General features: G+C 70.7%; 17 protein-coding genes. 3 read left to right on the forward strand and 14 right to left on the reverse strand.

Annotated features, from left to right (window positions below):
• Positions 1-77: 77 nt before the first annotated feature.
• Positions 78-1,220, forward strand: coding sequence for a hypothetical protein (locus JNX00_RS07600; protein ID WP_204744574.1), 1,143 nt, complete (start codon positions 78-80; stop codon positions 1,218-1,220).
• 11 nt (positions 1,221-1,231) lie between these two features.
• On the opposite strand, the gene JNX00_RS07605 is transcribed toward JNX00_RS07600, so the two are convergent.
• Complete coding sequence (locus tag JNX00_RS07605) at positions 1,232-3,049, reverse strand: glutamine--tRNA ligase/YqeY domain fusion protein (protein ID WP_204744575.1); 1,818 nt, start codon at positions 3,047-3,049, stop codon at positions 1,232-1,234.
• Positions 3,050-3,116: 67 nt separating this feature from the next.
• Positions 3,117-3,602, reverse strand: a complete 486-nt coding sequence (locus JNX00_RS07610; RefSeq protein WP_204744576.1) for a type III secretion system chaperone — start codon at positions 3,600-3,602, stop codon at positions 3,117-3,119.
• Positions 3,603-3,733: 131 nt separating this feature from the next.
• Here JNX00_RS07610 and JNX00_RS07615 point away from each other — a divergent pair, with 131 nt between their 5' ends.
• A complete protein-coding gene (locus tag JNX00_RS07615; protein WP_204744577.1) occupies positions 3,734-4,825 on the forward strand; it encodes a DUF2157 domain-containing protein in 1,092 nt (363 codons plus the stop codon).
• Between the two features lie 24 nt (positions 4,826-4,849).
• Here the strand turns inward: JNX00_RS07615 and JNX00_RS07620 are convergent, their stop codons facing one another.
• Together JNX00_RS07620 and JNX00_RS07625 are read right to left on the reverse strand one after the other, a co-directional pair.
• A complete protein-coding gene (locus JNX00_RS07620) occupies positions 4,850-6,730 on the reverse strand; it encodes a choice-of-anchor I family protein (protein ID WP_204744578.1) in 1,881 nt (626 codons plus the stop codon).
• A gap of 91 nt (positions 6,731-6,821) precedes the next feature.
• Entirely contained in the window at positions 6,822-7,445 is a 624-nt protein-coding gene (locus JNX00_RS07625) for a DUF924 family protein (protein WP_204744579.1), read from the reverse strand.
• Between the two features lie 100 nt (positions 7,446-7,545).
• Between JNX00_RS07625 and JNX00_RS07630 the strand changes: the two genes are divergently transcribed.
• Complete coding sequence (locus JNX00_RS07630; RefSeq protein ID WP_139147106.1) at positions 7,546-7,965, forward strand: hypothetical protein; 420 nt, start codon at positions 7,546-7,548, stop codon at positions 7,963-7,965.
• A 24-nt stretch (positions 7,966-7,989) separates the two neighbouring features.
• Here JNX00_RS07630 and JNX00_RS07635 read toward each other — a convergent pair whose 3' ends face one another.
• The 10 genes from JNX00_RS07635 to JNX00_RS07680 all read right to left on the reverse strand — a co-directional run bounded on the left by JNX00_RS07635 (position 7,990) and on the right by JNX00_RS07680 (position 16,399).
• On the reverse strand, positions 7,990-8,769 hold the full coding sequence (locus JNX00_RS07635; RefSeq protein ID WP_070400589.1) for a LytTR family DNA-binding domain-containing protein: 780 nt from the start codon (positions 8,767-8,769) through the stop codon (positions 7,990-7,992).
• Positions 8,766-9,803 (reverse strand): histidine kinase, encoded by a 1,038-nt coding sequence (locus JNX00_RS07640; protein WP_204744580.1) that lies wholly within the window; start codon positions 9,801-9,803, stop codon positions 8,766-8,768. The genes JNX00_RS07635 and JNX00_RS07640 overlap by 4 nt, the downstream gene beginning before the upstream one ends.
• Before the next feature lie 24 nt (positions 9,804-9,827).
• A complete protein-coding gene (locus tag JNX00_RS07645) occupies positions 9,828-10,121 on the reverse strand; it encodes a 2TM domain-containing protein (protein WP_070400587.1) in 294 nt (97 codons plus the stop codon).
• Positions 10,122-10,157: 36 nt separating this feature from the next.
• Positions 10,158-10,571 carry a DUF2306 domain-containing protein gene (locus JNX00_RS07650; RefSeq protein ID WP_070400586.1) on the reverse strand — a complete coding sequence of 138 codons (414 nt, stop codon included), beginning with the start codon at positions 10,569-10,571 and terminating at the stop codon, positions 10,158-10,160.
• 242 nt (positions 10,572-10,813) lie between these two features.
• A complete protein-coding gene (locus JNX00_RS07655; protein ID WP_070400585.1) occupies positions 10,814-12,397 on the reverse strand; it encodes a PAS domain-containing methyl-accepting chemotaxis protein in 1,584 nt (527 codons plus the stop codon).
• A gap of 179 nt (positions 12,398-12,576) precedes the next feature.
• A complete protein-coding gene (locus JNX00_RS07660) occupies positions 12,577-13,053 on the reverse strand; it encodes a DUF411 domain-containing protein (RefSeq protein ID WP_204744581.1) in 477 nt (158 codons plus the stop codon).
• A 95-nt stretch (positions 13,054-13,148) separates the two neighbouring features.
• Positions 13,149-13,427, reverse strand: a complete 279-nt coding sequence (locus tag JNX00_RS07665; protein ID WP_070400583.1) for a hypothetical protein — start codon at positions 13,425-13,427, stop codon at positions 13,149-13,151.
• A gap of 5 nt (positions 13,428-13,432) precedes the next feature.
• On the reverse strand, positions 13,433-14,455 hold the full coding sequence (locus JNX00_RS07670) for a glycerophosphodiester phosphodiesterase (protein ID WP_204744582.1): 1,023 nt from the start codon (positions 14,453-14,455) through the stop codon (positions 13,433-13,435).
• 78 nt (positions 14,456-14,533) lie between these two features.
• A complete protein-coding gene (locus tag JNX00_RS07675) occupies positions 14,534-15,286 on the reverse strand; it encodes an amino acid ABC transporter ATP-binding protein (RefSeq protein ID WP_070400582.1) in 753 nt (250 codons plus the stop codon).
• A gap of 9 nt (positions 15,287-15,295) precedes the next feature.
• Entirely contained in the window at positions 15,296-16,399 is a 1,104-nt protein-coding gene (locus tag JNX00_RS07680) for an amino acid ABC transporter permease (protein ID WP_204744583.1), read from the reverse strand.
• Between the last annotated feature and the right edge of the window lies 1 nt (position 16,400).

Raw genomic sequence — 16,400 nt, forward strand, 5'->3', positions numbered from 1 at the left:
CAGTAAGCGGGGGCCATTCAAGTATGGGGCCAGTTTCTGACCCTCCCTAGAATTCGACCGAATTTCAGGGAGCTCGCATGAAAACAAGGGTCGACGAGACGGCAGTTGCTCCATCCGTGCCCGAAGGTGCGGAGCCGCCACCCGACCCGGTGGGACTGGCGCGGTTGCTGTTGCAGCAGCTGGCGGCCATTCCTTGGGTCGGGCTGGGTGCCATCGGCACCGGCTTCGGCGTGGCCTTGCTGGCCTTCTACTTTCGGTCGATCGATTTTGTGCCGCCCGACATTCCGTCGGTTCTTGGCGCCAGCGTGTTTGTGGCGATGCTGGCGTTCGCTTTCTATCTGTGGGTGTTGGTGTCGTTGGTCGGCCCGCTCTGGGCCTATCGCGCCGCGAAACTGCCGCCTCAGCAAGAGGCCAGCGAACAGGGCTTCTGTCTCGCCGCCAATGTGGGACTGCCCGCGTTGCAAGTGCTTGGCGTAGGGGGCTTTCTTCTGACCGTTCTGGGTGTTCCGGCTTGGCGGGAGTGCCGCCCGTATGCGGGTTGGACCCTGGCCATTTGCGGTGTTCTCGCTCTGCTTGGGGGCGCTGTATGGGCCTGGAGCGAATGGAGGACGCGGGGCCAGAGGCCCGCGTGGTGGTGGCGCTTGCCGGCCGTGCTGTGGGTCTGCCTTTGGGGTGTTCTTCCCATGGGCGCCTTGCTGGCGCTGCTGTGGCCCAGCCAAGGGGCGGGCTGGCCGCATCTGTGGACACTGGGAGGCCTGTGGTTGGGCGTCGTGATCGCGCCCCTCTTTCTTCGTCGCATTCCCGTGTGGGGCTGCGCCCTCATGATCACGACGATGTTCCCGGCACTTGCCATCTCCCTGCCACTTTTTTTGGGTTCGCCGTCGTTGTTCCCCACAAAAATTGCTGAGCTCGCCGGTGTCCGTTCCAAGGGAGCGCTCGAACTTCGCGTCCCCGCCAGCACCTGTCTTTTGATTGACAGCGCATTGGAGGTCGATCACAGAGCCCGGTACGTGAATTGCAACGAGCGGGGATGGAGTTCCGTTCATGCCCAGGTATTGGCCAACCTGGGCCCGCGCTGGCTGATTCAGCTGGCGCCGAAGAATGCGGGAACGTTGGCGGGCGAGAGCATGCTGCGGCTAACGGTGCCGGCCGAGGGAGTCCACATCGTGCAGCGGCCACCGGTGCCGAAGACCACCAGCGCAGACAGTTGTCCGCGCTGAGGTCCGCCGTGTCACTTGCCCCAGCTGTCCTTCAACCCCGTCACCCGGTTGAACACCGCCTGGCCGCCCACCCCATGGTCCACGCGGTCGGCCACGAAGTAGCCGTGCCGCTCGAACTGGAACTTGTCGTCCGGCCGGGCCGTCGCCAGTGAAGGCTCGACCCAGGCCTGGACCACCTTCAGGCTGTCCGGGTTCAGGGCCGAGAGGAAGTCCTTGCCGCCCGCGTCCGGGTGCGGGTCGCTGAACAGGCGGTCGTAGAGTCGTACCTCGGCCGCGATGCCGTCGGCCACTCCCACCCAGGTGATGGCGGCCTTGGCCTTCACGCTGTCGGCGCCCGGCGTGCCGCTCTTGGTGCCGGGGATCACCTTGGCGTGCACTTCGGTCACGCGGCCTTCAGCGTCCTTCGCGCAGCCGGTGCATTCGATGACGTAGCCGCCCTTGAGGCGCACCACGTTGCCCGGGAACAGGCGCTTGTAGCCCTTGGGCGGCACTTCCTCGAAGTCTTCGCGCTCGATCCACACCTCCTTGCCGATCTTGAAATGGCGGTCCGGCGGCGGGGTCTGGCCTTCGGCGATGGCGCTCTGGGGCAGGGCGGGCTGGTGGCAGTCCTCGGTGTGGCCGTCGCTGCCAAAGGCCTCGGCCCAGTTGGTCATGACCAGCTTCACCGGGTCGAGCACGGCCATGGCGCGGTGGGCCTTGTTCTCCAGGTCCTCGCGCAGGCAACCTTCGAGCACGCTGTAGTCGATCCAGCTGTCGCTCTTGGTCACGCCGATGCGCTCGGCGAAGAGCTGGATGGACTCGGGCGTGTAGCCGCGCCGGCGCAGGCCCACGATGGTGGGCATGCGCGGATCGTCCCAGCCGCTCACGCGCTTCTCGTTCACCAGCTGCGCCAGCTTGCGCTTGCTGGTGATGACGTAGGTGAGGTTCAGGCGCGCGAACTCGTATTGCCGCGGCGGCGGGCTGGCGAGCAGGCCGGCTTCGGTCAGTCGCTCCAGCAGCCAGTCGTAGAACGGGCGCTGGTCCTCGAATTCCAGCGTGCAGAAGCTGTGGGTGATCTGCTCCAACGCGTCCTCGATGGGGTGCGCGTAGGTGTACATGGGGTAGATGCACCACCGGTCGCCGGTGTTGTGGTGCGTGGCGCGGCGGATGCGGTAGATGGCCGGGTCGCGCAGGTTGATGTTGGGCGAGGCCATGTCGATCTTGGCCCGCAGCACGGCCGCGCCGTCGGGCAGCTGGCCGTCGCGCATCTCGCGCAGGCGCGCCAGGTTCTCGGCCGGCGTGCGGTTGCGGAAGGGGCTGTTGGTGCCGGCCGTGGTGAAGTCGCCGCGGTTGGCGCGCATGTCCTCGGCGCTCTGTTCGTCGACGTAGGCGTGGCCGCGCTCGACGAGGGCCTCGGCCGCGCGGTACATGAAGTCGAAGTAGTCGCTGGCCTGGTAGAGGTGGCTGCCGCCCCGGCCTTCCCACGAGAAGCCGAGCCATTTCACCGCGTCGATGATGCTGTCGACGTACTCGGTGTCTTCCTTCTCGGGGTTGGTGTCGTCGAAGCGCAGGTGGCAGACGCCGCCGTAGTCGCGCGCCAGCCCGAAGTTCAGGCAGATGCTCTTGGCGTGGCCGACGTGCAGGTAGCCGTTGGGTTCGGGCGGGAAGCGGGTGCGGATCTTGGCCGGGTCCAGCGGGCCGGCGGCCTGGTGGGCGGCGTCGCCGGGGCTGCCGGCCCAGTGGCGGCTGGCGTAGGTGCCTTTGGCCAGGTCGGCCTCGATGATCTGGCGCAGGAAGTTGCTGGCCTTGGCGTCGCCTTCGGTGGGCGCGGGGGATGCGGGGGAGGTCATGGGCGGATTCTAGGGACCACCGCCCCGCCACCGCGGCGGCGGGGCCGCAAATCCACGCCGGCGGCGCTCAGATGCGCTCGAACATGACGCCCGGCGGCGCGGGCGGGGCCGGGTTGGCACTGGCCGCGCGGGCGATGGCGTCGGCCCACCAGCGCCGCAGGGCCACAAAGTGCAGCAGGGCGGCATTGAAGGTTTCGGGCTCGCTGTCCTCGGGGCCGAGTTCGCCGATCAGCATCAGCTCGCCTTCGTCGCCATCGCGCGCGATGCGCAGGTCGCCGATCTCGCGCCACAGGGCGTTGTAGGACAGGGCCAGGTTCAGCGCGCTCAGCTCGCCCTCGGGCGTGGGCAGGCCCAGGTCGGCGGTGAGCACCAGGCGGGACCCGTCGGCGGACCATTCGGCCATGAAGCCGTCGCCGCCGTCGAAGTCGATGACCCAGGTGCTGTCATTCACCTCGGTGATGCCGGTGACCTGCGCGAGCCGCTGCCCGGCCTGGGTGATCAGGCGCAGGGCATCGCTGGCATCGTTCAGGGCGTGCATCGGTTTCGAAACCATCAAGGAATGCGTATGGGTGGGGGCGCGCGCCGCGCCGTTCCCGGCCTAGGCCAAGCGGGGCGGCCCCGGCTTAGGGCCGCCAGCCGAGGGGCGGCGCGGTGCGCTATCGTGCGCGCCAGGAGGAACCTGGCATGAGCGACGACAGCACCCCGGCGCCCGACCGCGGCCAAGGCCTGCAGATTCACTGGGGCCAACTGCAGGCCGCGGCGCGGGCCGGCGACATCTCGATGGAGCAGGCCGAGCGTCTGTGGGCGCGCTGGGCCGGCCAGGCCGTCGCGCCCGCGCGCTTCGGCTTCACGCACGTGCTCTATTACTTCGGCGGCATGCTCGCCATCGGTGCCATGACGCTGTTCATGACCCTGGGCTGGGAGCTGTTCGGCGCCTGGGGCGTGCTGTTGCTGTCGGTGGGCTACGCGGTGGGCGCGGTCGCGGTGGCCCGGCACCTGCAGCGTCGCCACTTGCACATCCCGGCGGGCATCCTGGCCACGATCGCGGTTTGCCTGGTGCCGCTGGCGGCCTGGTCGCTGCAGAGCGGCCTGGGCCTGTGGCCCGAGGGCGGGCCCGACAGCTACCGCGACTACCACCGCTTCATCGACTGGCGCTGGCTCACGTTGGAGCTGGCCACGCTGGCCGCCGCCGTGGTCATGCTGTGGTGGCTGCGCCTGCCTTTCATGGTGATGCCGGTGGCCGTGACCCTGTGGTACCTGAACATGGACCTGGCGCACATGCTCATGCAGAAGGACGGCTTCGACTGGGCCTTCACGCGCGACGTGTCGCTGGTGTTCGGCCTGGCCACCTGCGCCATCGCGGTGTGGGTGGACCTGCGCTCGCGCCTGGCCGTTGACCCGCGCGACCGGCAGGACTTCGCTTTCTGGCTCTACCTGTTCGGCGCGCTCATGTTCTGGTGCGGCCTGAGCCTGCGCGAGAGCGACAGCGAGCTGGCCAAGGCGGGCTACGCGGCCCTCAATGTGGCGCTGGTGTTCCTGGGCGCGGCCATCGGCCGGCGCGTGTTCACCGTGCTGGGCGCCATTGGCGTGGCCGGCTACCTGGGCTACCTGAGCTACAAGGTCTTCGCCGACAGCCTCTTGTTTCCCTTCGTGCTCACGCTGCTGGGCCTGGGCATTGTGGCCTTGGGTATCTGGTGGCAGCGGCGCGAGGCGCGCATCCACGCGCGCCTGGCGGGCTGGCTGCCAGCGGCCCTGCGGCCGCTGGCGCAGCGCTGAGGCCCCGCTCCCGGGGCCAAACGCTCAGGGCTGGCCGCCCGAGGCGTTGACGCGGTACACCGCCGTGGTGCCGCTGACCTCATTGCCCACCACCAGCAGAGGCGTGCCGTCGGGCGAGCGGTCGGCGGGGATGAACACCAGGCCTTCGGGGCCCAGGTCGCCCGCCGTCGCCAGCACGGTGCCGGGGTCGGCCGTCGTCCAGTCCTCGCGGCTGTTCAGGTAGTCCAGGCGCTGGGGGGCGGCGGGGTTGGTGATGTCGTAGACCAGCACGCCGCCCATGCGCTCCAGGCCGATGAAGGCCAGGGTGCGGCCCCGGACCTGGCCGATGGCGATGCCTTCGGGCTCCGGTCCCTTGGCGTCGCTGCGGCTGTCGAAGGCGCCGCCTTCGTCGTGGCCGGCGTTGAAATGGTCTTTGCACGGGATGTTGCGCGCGCTGCCGAGCCGGCAGGCGTCGCTGGCGAAGAACGTCTCGAACTCGGCGCCCGAGTCCCACACCAGCTGGCCGTTGGCGTTCCAGATGCTGAAGGAGCGGGCGCCGTAGCTGTAGAGCTGGTCGTACATGAGGCGGTTGCCGGCCGGGTTGGCGGTGCCCGTGGCGTCGAACATCATGGGCGAGCCGTCGGGGTTGGTGCGGTAACCCAGGGTCCAGGTGATGTTCAGGCGACCGAGCACGTCGTCGGCGCGGCAGCCCATGGGGTCGCCCGCGACGGCGCCGCAGTAGCCGAAGGTGGCCGGGTTGAGCAGGCCGCCCGCGGCCATGGCGCTGAGCTGCGGCGGCAGGTCATCACCCGCGCGGCCGGCCCAGCCGCTCTTGTTGATCAGGTGCTTGACGCGGAACTCCTCGACGAAGCCCTGGCTGGCGTCGCCGGCCCAGTAGGCGTTGTTGTCTTCGCCCCAGGCGCGCGCGTCGCCCTCGTTGGCGGTGACGAGGTAGGTCTGGCCGCCGGCGGTGTAGGCGCTCATGGCGTCGGGCAGGTACAGGCCGCGCACGCCGGGCAGGCTGCGGATGTTGATGCGGCCGTCGTTGTCGGAGGCGTCCAGCCCGTTGCCGGGCGCGCCGTGGTCCTTGAAGCCCAGCGGCAGCACGGCCGTGACCGTGGCGCTGGCGACGTCGATCTTGGCCAGGGCGTTGTTCTCCTGCAGCGTCACCCAGGCGGTGGCGCCGTCGGCCGACACGGCGATGTACTCCGGCTCGAGATCCTGCGCCGCGTTGGCGTTCGGGCCATACAGGCGCACGCCCTGCGCGCGCAGCGTGGCCTCCTGGCCGACGAAGGCGCCAAAGCCGGCCGTGCGCACCACGGGCGCGGCCGGCTGGCTGACGTCGACCACGCTGACGCTGCCCTCGGGGTCGATCTGGTAGTCGTCGCTGGGCTCGCCTTCGTTGGCCAGCAGCACGGTCTTGCCATCGGGCGTGAAGCTGATCATGTCGGGCTGCGCGCCCACGGTGGCCGAGCCGAGCAGGACAAGGTCGCTGGCGCGGTACAGGGCCACCCGGCCCGGGTCGGTCTTGGTGGCGGCCTGCACGGCCACGGCCACCAGGCCGTCGTGCACGGCCACGCTGTTGATTTCGGCGCCCGGCAGCGCGAGCGAGGTGGCGGCGTCGATCTCGCCGACCTTCACCGGCTGGGCGGGCACGCGCAGGTCCAGCACGTCCACCTTGCCGGCCTGGGCGTTCACCACGAACAGGCGCCGGCTGGCCGCGTCGTAGGCGGGAATCTCCGCCGCCGACACGCCGAACTGGCCGGTGGCGTAGCCGCCGATCTTCTCGAGCTGGACGCTCAGGGGCTGCGACGCCGGGCCGCTGGGCTGTCCATCGCCACCGCCTCCGCAGGCCGCGAGCGCGGCGGTGGCGATCAGGGCGGCGGCGAAACGGCCTGGGGCGGGCCGGCGATTGGCGCGTGTCATCGAATCTCCTCGTGCAAGTCAGAACAAAGCACGAGGTTGTAGGCAGCGGACATGACGTCCGCGTGTCGTGTCGGTGGCGCTGGCGTGACGCCTACTGCCCGAAGCGCGGACCGTCCGTCAGAAACGCCCGTTCTTCGGCGGTGCTGTCGCGGCCCAGGGCCTCGTTGCGGTGCGGAAACCGCCCGAAGCGCGCCACGATGTCGCGGTGCAGCCGCGCGTAGCGCAGGTTGTCGTCCAGTTCTGCGTGGCAGAAGGCCGGCGCCTGTTCGCGCAGGCGCTCGAAGCGGCGCACGGCCTCGTCCTGCAGCTCCAGCGACTCGGCGTGCAGCAGCGGCATGTAGAGAAACACCCGGGCCACCACGGGCAGGCCTTCGTCTTCTCCCGTGGCGATGGCCTCCATCGTGAGGGCCTGGGCGCGCGGGTCGCCGGCGAAGGCGCGCGCCTGGCGCCGGAACAGGTTGCGCGTCAGCTGGTCCAGGAGCAGCACCAGGGCCAGGCGGCCCAGCGGCGTGGCGGCCCAGTCGGCCAGGCCGCCGGCCAGGGCCTGCTCCACCAGGGCGCCGTAGTGGCGCCGCAGTGCCTCGTCCTGCTCGGGGTCGAACCCGAACCAGAGCTGGTCGCGCGACTCGCTGGGCCAGCCGCGGGCCAGGCCGTCGCCGCACCAGTGGTCGAGCAGGGCCTGCGCCTCGGGGGGAATGTAAAGATCGTTCGCCATTTACGCCTTGCTACAGCTTTGACCGCACGTAGGGTGCGCCCGGTCCCGGGATTGTCTGTAATTCCAAGGCGGCAAACCGCCGTCGCTCCGGAGTCTCCCCATGAATACCGTGTCTCTCAGCCCCCGCCACCGCGCCACGCGCGGCCTGGTCCTGCTCACGCTGGCCGCTGGCGCCTGGGCCCTGTCGGGCACCGCCACGCAGGCCCAGGCCCGCGACAACGTTTACTGGTCCATCGGCGTCAACTCACCCGGCGTGAGTGTGGGGGTGTCCAACGCGCCCCCCGTGGTCTATGGCTACCCGTCCTACGGCTATCCGGTGTACGACCCCCGGCCGGTGGTGGTCTACCCGCGCCCCGTGATCGTTCACCCGCGACCGGTGGTGGTGCAGTCCTACCCGGTGTACGCCTATCCCCCGCAGTGGCGCCACGACCGCCCGCCCAAGCACTGGCGCAAGCACGGCTACCAACGCGGCTACCAGCACGGCTACCGCGACGGCCGCCGCGGCGGTTGGGACGACTGAGGCGCGTCCCGCCCCGCCACCGCTTCACATCGCGCGGAAGCGGTCGGCGTAGAGGCGGCTGACCACGAAGGCCTCGTCCAGGCCGCGCAGCGTCAGCCGCCACTTGCCCGCCTCGTCGCGGGTCACGCGATCGATGGCGTCCACCCGCACCACGGTGCCGCGGTGGATTTGCCAGAACACCTCGGGGTCGAGCTGCGGCAGCAGTTCCTTCAGCGGCGTGCGGATCAGGAACTCCCGCCCGCCCGTGAGCACCCGCACGTACTTGTCGGCCGCTTCGAAGGCCAGCACCTCGTCGATGGCGACCCGCTGCACCGCCGCGCCCACGCTGGCCATGAGGTGGCGCAGGCGCGGCGCGGACGAGGGCGCACCGCCGAGCAGCGCGCGCAGCCCGGTCCAGTCGGGCGCGGCGCTGGCGCCGCGCGCGCGCAGTGCGGCCTGCACGCGCGCCACGGTGCGCTGCAGCCGCTCGGCCTGCACGGGCTTGAGCAGGTAGTCCAGGGCCTGGGCCTCGAACGCCTGCACCGCGAACTCGTCGTGCGCGGTCACGAACACCAGCGCGGGCAGCGGCTGCTCGGCGGGCCAGTCGTCGGCCAGGGTGGCGGCGGCGTCCAGGCCGCTCAGGGCAGGCATGCGGATGTCCAGGAACAGCACGTCGGGGCGCAGCGCCAGGGCCTGCTGCACGGCGCTTTGGCCGTCGCCCACGCTGGCGAGCACCCGCAGCCCCGGCCAGGCGCGCGCCAATTCGGCTTGCAGGGCTTGCGCGAGCAGGGGCTCGTCTTCGGCGATGAGGGCGGTGGCGTTCATGGGGTGTCGGGCAGGGGAAGGAGCAGCCGCGCCTGCGTGCCCTGGCCGGGTGCGCTGTGCCACTCCAGGCGCGCGGCCGCGCCGTGCAGGGCCTGCAGGCGCTCGCGCACCTGCGTGAGGCCGAAGCCCTCGCGCGCCGGGGCCTCGCTGCCCACGCCGTCGTCGCTCACGCTCAGGCACAGGGTGCTGCCCTCGCGTTGCGCGGCCACGCGCAGCTCGCCGCCGCGCGCGCTGGGCTCCAGGCCGTGGCGGATGGCGTTCTCCACCAGCGGCTGCAGCAGCAGCGCCGGCACGGGCAGCGGCGCCAGGGTCTCGGGCAGCTCCAGGCGCACGCGCAGGCGCGGGCCCATGCGCATGCTCATGAGGCTGAGGTAGTCGTCCAGCCGGGCGAACTCGTCGCTCAGGGTGTGCTGGCCGCCGCGCGCGTCGCTGCGCGAGGCCGCGAGCGTGGCGCGCAGGAAGTGGTTGAGCCGGTCCAGCATGTCGATGGCGCGCGGCGGGTCGGTGGCGATGAGGGCGCGCAGGTTGGCCAGGGTGTTGAACAGCATGTGCGGCTCCAGCTGCGACTCCAGCAGGCGCAGCCGCGCCTCGCTGGCCTGGCGCTGGGCCTCCTCCTGCGCCAGTCGGGCCATGGCCAGCATCTCGCGGCTGCTGAAGTAGTAGGCGCCGAAGGCGCCGAGGGCCAGCGACATGAGCAGGAAGCCGACGGTGGCGCCTGGCAGGTTGTTCGCGCTGGCCAGCAAGGGCCGGCCGAGCAAGAGGTTGCCCAGCGTCAGGCCCAGCGCGTAGCCCGCGAACACGGCCACCACCACCAGCACCGCCATCGGCCGAACGCCGGGCCAGCCTTGGGGCGAGAGCAGGTAGCGCCCGCCGTCGATGCCGGCCCAGATGCACAGGCCGATGAGCTGCGAGTACAGCAGGGTGGGGGCGAAGTGGTCGCCCTTGATGGCGCTGATCGCCAGTGCCAGCACGGTGTTGAACACCGCGGCGATCAATACGCGGCGCGCCACGGTGCGGGGGGTGAAAGCGGCCATGGGCGCAGTATGCCGGGCCCCCGGTCAGGGGCGCTGGCCGCGGTCGCGTTGCAGGCGCTCGCGTTCCCGGTCCATCCAGTGCTCGTACAGGCCGCCGCCGCCCAGGCGCACCCACACGGCCAGGCCGTGGATCAGCAGGCCCAGGCCCCAGCCCAGGGCGGGGTAGACGGCCCAATCGCGCCCGCTGCGCAGCGAGAGGTAGACCAGGCCGGCGTTGACGGCGAGAAACACCAGGGCGTGCAGGGTCCAGCCCATGCGGGCGGCCACGCGCCGACGCGCGGTGCGTTCGAGGTCCTTGTCAATCGAGAGGGTGTTCATGGCGGGTTCTCCGGTGGGTGGGGGGATGGGTGAAGGTCACAGCAGCCCCAGCCACTGGCCCCAGACCAGTTGGCCCAGGTAGCGGCTGGGCAGCAGCGTGAGGGCGCCGGTGACGATGCAGGCGCTGAGGTACAGCGCGATCATGGTCAGCCGGTGCGAGCGGATGCGTCCGTGCCGCAGGTGCCAGAAGGCCAGGGCCAGCGTGCCCAGGGTGATGGGCACCAGCAGGTGGATGGGCGTGTAGCCGGCGAGGTTGGGCAGGCGGAAATCGCGGATGAACACGGCGGTGATCGCGACCATGAGCATCAGCGTGACCCAGGCGTAGCCGGCCGCGCGGTGCAGCACCGCGCGCGGGTGGCCGGCGCGGCGCGCCCACAGCGCCACCGGCCCGATGGCCAGGGCCGCGAGCGCGGCGCTGAGGTGGATGGCGATGACGGGGGTGAGCTGCATGGCGGTCTCCGGTGGGCGGGGGAGACCGCACTGTCGGCCGCCGGCCCCGCGTGCGCCACGGGGCTGAGACGAAACGGCGCGGGTGCGCCGTGAAACGCCGCCGCAGCGGCGCGAAATGCCCGCGCGAGGGAGCCCGCGCGAGGCGGTCAGCGCAAGAGGCTCGCGCGCGAGGCCGGGTCGAGAAGGGCGGGGCGAGAAGGGGCGAGGGGCGGGGCGAGTGGGAGGCGCCGGCCGCCCGGCCCTCAGTCCGCGGCGCTGCCGCGCGGCTGCAGGCGAAACACCTGCACCGCCTGGTGCATGACCTCGGCCTGCGACTGCAGCGAACTCGCGGCCGCGGCGAGCTGCTCCACCATGGCGGCGTTCTGCTGCGTCACCGAGTCGAGCTGGCCCACGGCCTGGTTGATCTGCGCGATGCCGCTGGATTGCTCGCGCGTGGCGTGCGTGATGTCGCCGATGAGCGCGTTGACCTGCTCCACCGCGCCCACCACCTGGGTCATGGTCTGGCCGGTGCCGTGCACCAGTTCGCTGCCGCGGCGCACCTGGTCGGCCGAGTCCTCGATCAGGGCCTTGATTTCCTTGGCCGCGTCCAGCGTGCGCTGCGCGAGGTGGCGCACCTCGCCGGCCACCACGGCGAAGCCGCGGCCCTGTTCGCCAGCGCGCGCGGCCTCCACCGCCGCGTTGAGCGCCAGGATGTTGGTCTGGAACGAGATGCCGTCGATGACCTGGATGATCTCGCCGATGCGCGCCGAGCCGCGGCTGATCTCGCCCATGGTGGTGACCACCTGCGACATGGCGCTGTTGCCTTCGCGCGCCACCGCGGCCGCGCGCTGCGCGAGCTGGGCCGCCTCCTGCGCGGTGCTGGCGCTCTGGGCCACGGTGCTGTTCATCTGTTCCATGGATGCGGCCGTCTGCTGCAGGTTGCCGGCTTGCGCCTCGGTGCGAGAGGACAGGTCGTGGTTGCCGCTGGAGATCTGGTGGCTGGCGACCTGCACGCCCTCGATTTCGTGGCGCACGTCGGCCACCACCGCCTGTAGGTTCACGTTGAGCTGGTTCAGCGCCACGGCCAGGTCGCCGAACTCGGCCGGGCCACGCAGGGCCAGGCGCGAGGTGAGGTCGCCCGCGGCCATGGTGTTGGCGAAGCGAACGGCCTGCGCCAGCGGCTGCACGGTCTGGCGCCGCAGCGCCCAGGCGGCGAACAGGGCGACCGCCAGCAGGGGCAGGGCCATGGCCAGGTGGGCCGCCAGGCCCAGGCGGGCGCCGATCTCGCCGACCAGCACGCCGGCCGCGGCCAGCGCCACGCAGACACCGCCGATGGCGCGGCCCAGGCTGGGCCGCAGCGCGCGCCTCAGCAGGCCGGACAGGCCTTTCTGCACCACCTGGCCGCGCCGCAGGCTCAATCGGTCCTGGCCCTGGTCGCGCTCGGCGCGCAGGCGGGCGTACAGGGCCTCGGCCGCCTGCACCTGCTCGCGCGTGGGCTTGGTGCGCACGGACATGTAGCCCACGGTGCGGCCGTCCTGCACCACGGGGGTGGCGTTGGCCATCACCCAGTAGTGGTCGCCGTTCTTGCGCCGGTTTTTCACCGGCGCCGACCAGGGCTGGCCCGAGCGCAGCGTCTCCCACATGTCGCGAAAGGCCTCGGGGGGCATGTCGGGGTGCCGCACGATGTTGTGCGGCTGGCCCATCAGCTCCTCGCGGCTGAAACCGCTGACCGCGACAAACGCCGGGTTGCAGTAGGTGATGTGGCTCTGCAGATCGGTGGTGGAGACCAGGGTGACGCCATCGGGGATGACGTATTCCTGTTGGGAGACGGGCAGGTTGGCGCGCATGAGATGGTGGTTGGGGAGGGGCGGCGCTGTGATCGGCCGCTTCACCCATGCGCTATCGGCATTACCTCGCCGATATGTAGTACCGCCTCAGGGCCCGGTGCGTTTTCCGGCGCCGGGTTTGACCCAGATCAAATCCTCTTGGCGTCGGGCGGCCAGGGGGTGGACGCCCCTGCGGGCGTTCAGGTGCGCTTGAAATAGGACTGGTAGATCCGCGCCGTGCCATCGCGCTGCACCAGCAGCACGTCGTAGGGGTCCTGGCGGCCGCCGTAGTCGGGGCCGTCCATGCCCGGGCTGCCCACCGGCATGCCGGGCACGGCCAGGCCCAGGGCCTGGGGCTTTTCGGCCAGCAGGCGGCGGATTTCGCGTGCGTTCACATGGCCTTCGACGACATAGCCGCCGATGAGGGCGGTGTGGCAGGAGCCGTAGCGTTCGGGCAGGCCCAGGCGGCGGCGCACGGCGGTGTTGCCGCTGTCGTAGACCTGCACGGTGAAGCCGTCGGCCTGCAGGTAGCTCACCCAGTCCTTGCAGCAGCCGCAGTTGGGGTCTTTCCAGACCTGCAGCGGGGGCAGGGGGGACTTGGCCTGGGCCAGGGCCCCGATGGGCAGGGCCAGGGCGGCGCTGGCCAACAGCAGTTGTCGACGGTTCGTGGCGGGCATGGTGTTGGTTCTTTCGGCTGTCCGGGGTGGCGCTGCGCGTGTGCGCAGCGCGCGGGAATGAGCCGCGGGGCGGGCGGGAAGTTCCCTGGCGCGGCTCAGGCGTTCGCCAGCTGCGCCTGGGCCTTGTCGATCCAGTACTGCAGGCTGTCGTGCAGTTCGTGCGAGCTGAACGAGCAGCTTTCGCCGTCGAACAGCGCGCTGGATTCGAGACGGTCCAGCAGATTGCCTAGCACCTCGGCGAAACGCGGTGGCAGGGCGGCGAGCAGGTCGTGCTGCGCGCGCAGGCGCTCGCTGGCCTGGGCGGGCGAGAGCGAGCCCTCGCGCAGGCCGGCAAGGGCATCGGCCACGGGTTGGAGCAGGGTAGGGGGGCGCATGGCGCTCAATTCTGCCGCGCCACCAAGGGCGCCACCGGCGGCGGCAGGGTCATGCCGCGCCGCTCCATCACGGCCCGCAGGCGGTCGGGGTGATCGGTGATGAGGCCGTCGACGCCCCAGTCGATCAGGCGCTCCATGTCGGGCACCTCGTTCACGGTCCAGGGGATCACGCGCAGGCCTTCCTGGCGCGCGCGCTCGACCAGCGTGCGGTTGAGGTCGTGGAAATGGGGCGACCACAAGCGCGCGCCGGCGGCGGCGAGCAGCGCCGGCGCGTCCTTGAAGTCGGCCTCGCGCAGGCCGGCGCTCCAGGTGCCGCTGTGCAGGGTGTTGAAGCGGGGCCGCTGCGCGCTCAGGAAGGCCAGTGGCAGTTCGGGCGCCAGGCGCTGGGCGATCTTGAGCAGGCCCCAGTCGAAGCTCTGCAGGCTGGTGCGCGAGGCCATGCCCTCGGACCGGACCACCTCGAGCACGGCGCGCACGAAGGCCTCGGGCTCGGGCGACTCCTGCGCGCGCTCGGGGTGGCGCTTGAGCTCGATGTTGAAGCGCGCGTGGTCGGCGCGCAGGCGCTTGACCCGTTCGAACACGGCGGCCAGCGTGGGGATGCGCTCGCCGTCCACTCCCTGCTGCTGCGCGAAATCGCGCGCGTAGCGGCTCGCGGGGTTGATGCGGCCAACGTCGAGCTCGCCGATCTGCGCCAGCGTGAGCTGGTGGAACGGTTGGCCGCGCGACTGCAGCCAGCGCCCCGAGGCGTCGCGGGTGATGTCGGGGTTGGCCGCGGTGTCGTGCGAGACGATGGGCACGCCCTCGGCGCTCAGCACCACGTCCAGCTCCAGCGTGCTCACGCCGATGGCGAGCGCGCGCTCGAAGCCGCTGAGCGTGTTTTCGGGCGCGAGGGCGCGCGCCCCGCGGTGGCCCTGCAGGTCGAAGGCCAGGGCGGCGCCCGCGCACCACATCGACAGGCCCAGGGCGGTGGTGCAGCTCCAGCGCAGCCAGGTCAGGCGCCGGGCGGCGGGTGGGGTGGGCAGCTGCATGGCGGTCTCCTTGCCGGGCCCGCTCGGTGCGGGCCTCTGATCGGGCGCATTCTCCCAGCGCGCGATGACCGCCTCAAGTCAATGCCCGAGGATCTTGGACAGGAAGTCCTTGCTGCGCTCGTTCTGCGGGTTGTTGAAGAACGCCTCGGGGGTGTTCTGTTCGACGATCTGGCCCTGGTCCATGAAGATCACGCGGTCGGCCACGGCCTTGGCGAAGCCCATCTCGTGCGTCACGCACAGCATGGTGATGCCCATGTTGGCGAGCTCGATCATCACGTCCAGCACTTCCTTGATCATCTCCGGGTCGAGCGCGGAGGTGGGCTCGTCGAACAGCATGATCTTGGGCGTGAGGCACAGCGCGCGCGCGATGGCCACGCGCTGCTGCTGGCCGCCCGACAGCTGCAGCGGGTACTTGCCGGCCTGCTCGGCGATGCGCACGCGCTTCAACTGCTGCATGGCGCGTTCCTCGGCCTCCTTCTTGGGCAGCTTGCCCACCCACATGGGCGAGAGCGTGAGGTTCTCCAGCACCGTGAGGTGGGGGAACAGGTTGAACTGCTGGAAGACCATGCCCACGTTCTTGCGCACCTGGTCGATGGCCTTGATGTCGTCCCGCAGTTCGACGCCGTCGACCTCGATGACGCCCTGCTGGTGTTCCTCCAGGCGATTGATGCAGCGGATCAGCGTGGACTTGCCCGAGCCCGACGGGCCGCAGATCACGATGCGCTCGCCCTTGGCGACGGACAGGTCGATGTCGCGCAGCACGTGGAAGTCGTTGCCGTACCACTTGTTGACCTTGTCGAAGCGGATGATGGCGGGGGATTGTTCTGGCATGTTGTGCTTTCAGCGCGCCTTGCTGGCGGCAAGCTGCTTTTCGACCCACAGGCTGTAGCGCGACATGGCGAAGCAGCCGGAGAAATAGATGAGCGTGATGAAGAAATAGGCCTCGAGCTTGAACGGGCGCCACTGCACGTCGGAGTTCAGGGCCAGGGCGAGCGCGCCGGTGAGTTCGTAGAGCGAGACGATGGTCACCAGCGAGGTGTCCTTGAACAGCGAGATGAAGGTGTTCATGATGCTGGGGACCACCATGGACAGGGCCTGCGGCAGCACGATGAGCCGCTGCGCCTGCCAGTAGCCCAGGCCCAGCGAGTCGGCCGCCTCGAACTGGCCCTTGGGCACGGCCTGCAGGCCCCCGCGCACGGTTTCGGCCATGTAGGCCGCGATGAACAGCGTCAGGCCCGCGACCACGCGCACCAGCACGTCCACCGTGACGCCCTGGGGCACGAACAGCGGGAACATGAACGAGGCCATGAACAGCACCGAGATCAGCGGCACGCCGCGCACCAGTTCGACATAGAGCACGCTGATGGTGCGGATGGCGGGCAGCCTGGCGCGCCGGCCCAGGGCCACCAGCACCGCGAGCGGGAACGCCAGGAACAGCGACAGCACGGCCAGCATGAGCGTGAGCGGCAGGCCGCCCCAGAGCTCGGTGCGCACCTTGGACAGGCCCGGCACGCCGCCGCCCATGAGCACGAAGAAGCCGGCCAGGGAGGCGACCCAGATCAGCGCCAGCCAGCGCGTCCAGAAGACGCGCATGCAACTGACCACGACCGTGGCCACCATCAGCAGCGTGGCCACGAGCGGGCGCCACTGCTCGTCGTAGGGGTAGCGGCCGAACAGGATGACGCGGTACTTCTCGGCGATGACGCCCCAGCAGGCGCCGACGCCGCGCGCGGCCTGGCAGGCGTTGGGATCGGGCTGGAACACGGCGCCGGCGATCACCCATTGCCAGAGCCTGGGCAGCGCCCACACCAGCACCGCGCCGATGATCAGCGTGAACAGACTGGATTTCCAGTCGGCGAAGAGGTTGCGGCGCGCCCACACCAGGGGGCCGGACTGGCGCACCGGCGAGGGCCGGGGCGCGATGGGTTGGAACTGCGTGCCCATG

It is taken from the genome of Hydrogenophaga sp. YM1 (genome assembly GCF_016903055.1).
In the GTDB taxonomy this organism is placed as follows: domain Bacteria; phylum Pseudomonadota; class Gammaproteobacteria; order Burkholderiales; family Burkholderiaceae_C; genus Hydrogenophaga; species Hydrogenophaga borbori.

What these genes read in the sequence shown, in the direction of transcription:
- JNX00_RS07605 (WP_204744575.1), bottom strand. Translation starts at nt 3,049, where the DNA reads ATGACCTCCCCCGCATCCCCCGCGCCCACCGAAGGCGACGCCAAGGCC.
- JNX00_RS07670 (WP_204744582.1), bottom strand. Translation starts at nt 14,455, where the DNA reads ATGCAGCTGCCCACCCCACCCGCCGCCCGGCGCCTGACCTGGCTGCGC.
- JNX00_RS07625 (WP_204744579.1), bottom strand. Translation starts at nt 7,445, where the DNA reads ATGGCGAACGATCTTTACATTCCCCCCGAGGCGCAGGCCCTGCTCGAC.
- JNX00_RS07675 (WP_070400582.1), bottom strand. Translation starts at nt 15,286, where the DNA reads ATGCCAGAACAATCCCCCGCCATCATCCGCTTCGACAAGGTCAACAAG.
- JNX00_RS07645 (WP_070400587.1), bottom strand. Translation starts at nt 10,121, where the DNA reads ATGAACACCCTCTCGATTGACAAGGACCTCGAACGCACCGCGCGTCGG.
- JNX00_RS07665 (WP_070400583.1), bottom strand. Translation starts at nt 13,427, where the DNA reads ATGCGCCCCCCTACCCTGCTCCAACCCGTGGCCGATGCCCTTGCCGGC.
- JNX00_RS07600 (WP_204744574.1), top strand. Translation starts at nt 78, where the DNA reads ATGAAAACAAGGGTCGACGAGACGGCAGTTGCTCCATCCGTGCCCGAA.
- JNX00_RS07620 (WP_204744578.1), bottom strand. Translation starts at nt 6,730, where the DNA reads ATGACACGCGCCAATCGCCGGCCCGCCCCAGGCCGTTTCGCCGCCGCC.
- JNX00_RS07650 (WP_070400586.1), bottom strand. Translation starts at nt 10,571, where the DNA reads ATGCAGCTCACCCCCGTCATCGCCATCCACCTCAGCGCCGCGCTCGCG.
- JNX00_RS07655 (WP_070400585.1), bottom strand. Translation starts at nt 12,397, where the DNA reads ATGCGCGCCAACCTGCCCGTCTCCCAACAGGAATACGTCATCCCCGAT.
- JNX00_RS07635 (WP_070400589.1), bottom strand. Translation starts at nt 8,769, where the DNA reads ATGAACGCCACCGCCCTCATCGCCGAAGACGAGCCCCTGCTCGCGCAA.
- JNX00_RS07615 (WP_204744577.1), top strand. Translation starts at nt 3,734, where the DNA reads ATGAGCGACGACAGCACCCCGGCGCCCGACCGCGGCCAAGGCCTGCAG.
- JNX00_RS07640 (WP_204744580.1), bottom strand. Translation starts at nt 9,803, where the DNA reads ATGGCCGCTTTCACCCCCCGCACCGTGGCGCGCCGCGTATTGATCGCC.
- JNX00_RS07630 (WP_139147106.1), top strand. Translation starts at nt 7,546, where the DNA reads ATGAATACCGTGTCTCTCAGCCCCCGCCACCGCGCCACGCGCGGCCTG.
- JNX00_RS07680 (WP_204744583.1), bottom strand. Translation starts at nt 16,399, where the DNA reads ATGGGCACGCAGTTCCAACCCATCGCGCCCCGGCCCTCGCCGGTGCGC.
- JNX00_RS07610 (WP_204744576.1), bottom strand. Translation starts at nt 3,602, where the DNA reads ATGGTTTCGAAACCGATGCACGCCCTGAACGATGCCAGCGATGCCCTG.
- JNX00_RS07660 (WP_204744581.1), bottom strand. Translation starts at nt 13,053, where the DNA reads ATGCCCGCCACGAACCGTCGACAACTGCTGTTGGCCAGCGCCGCCCTG.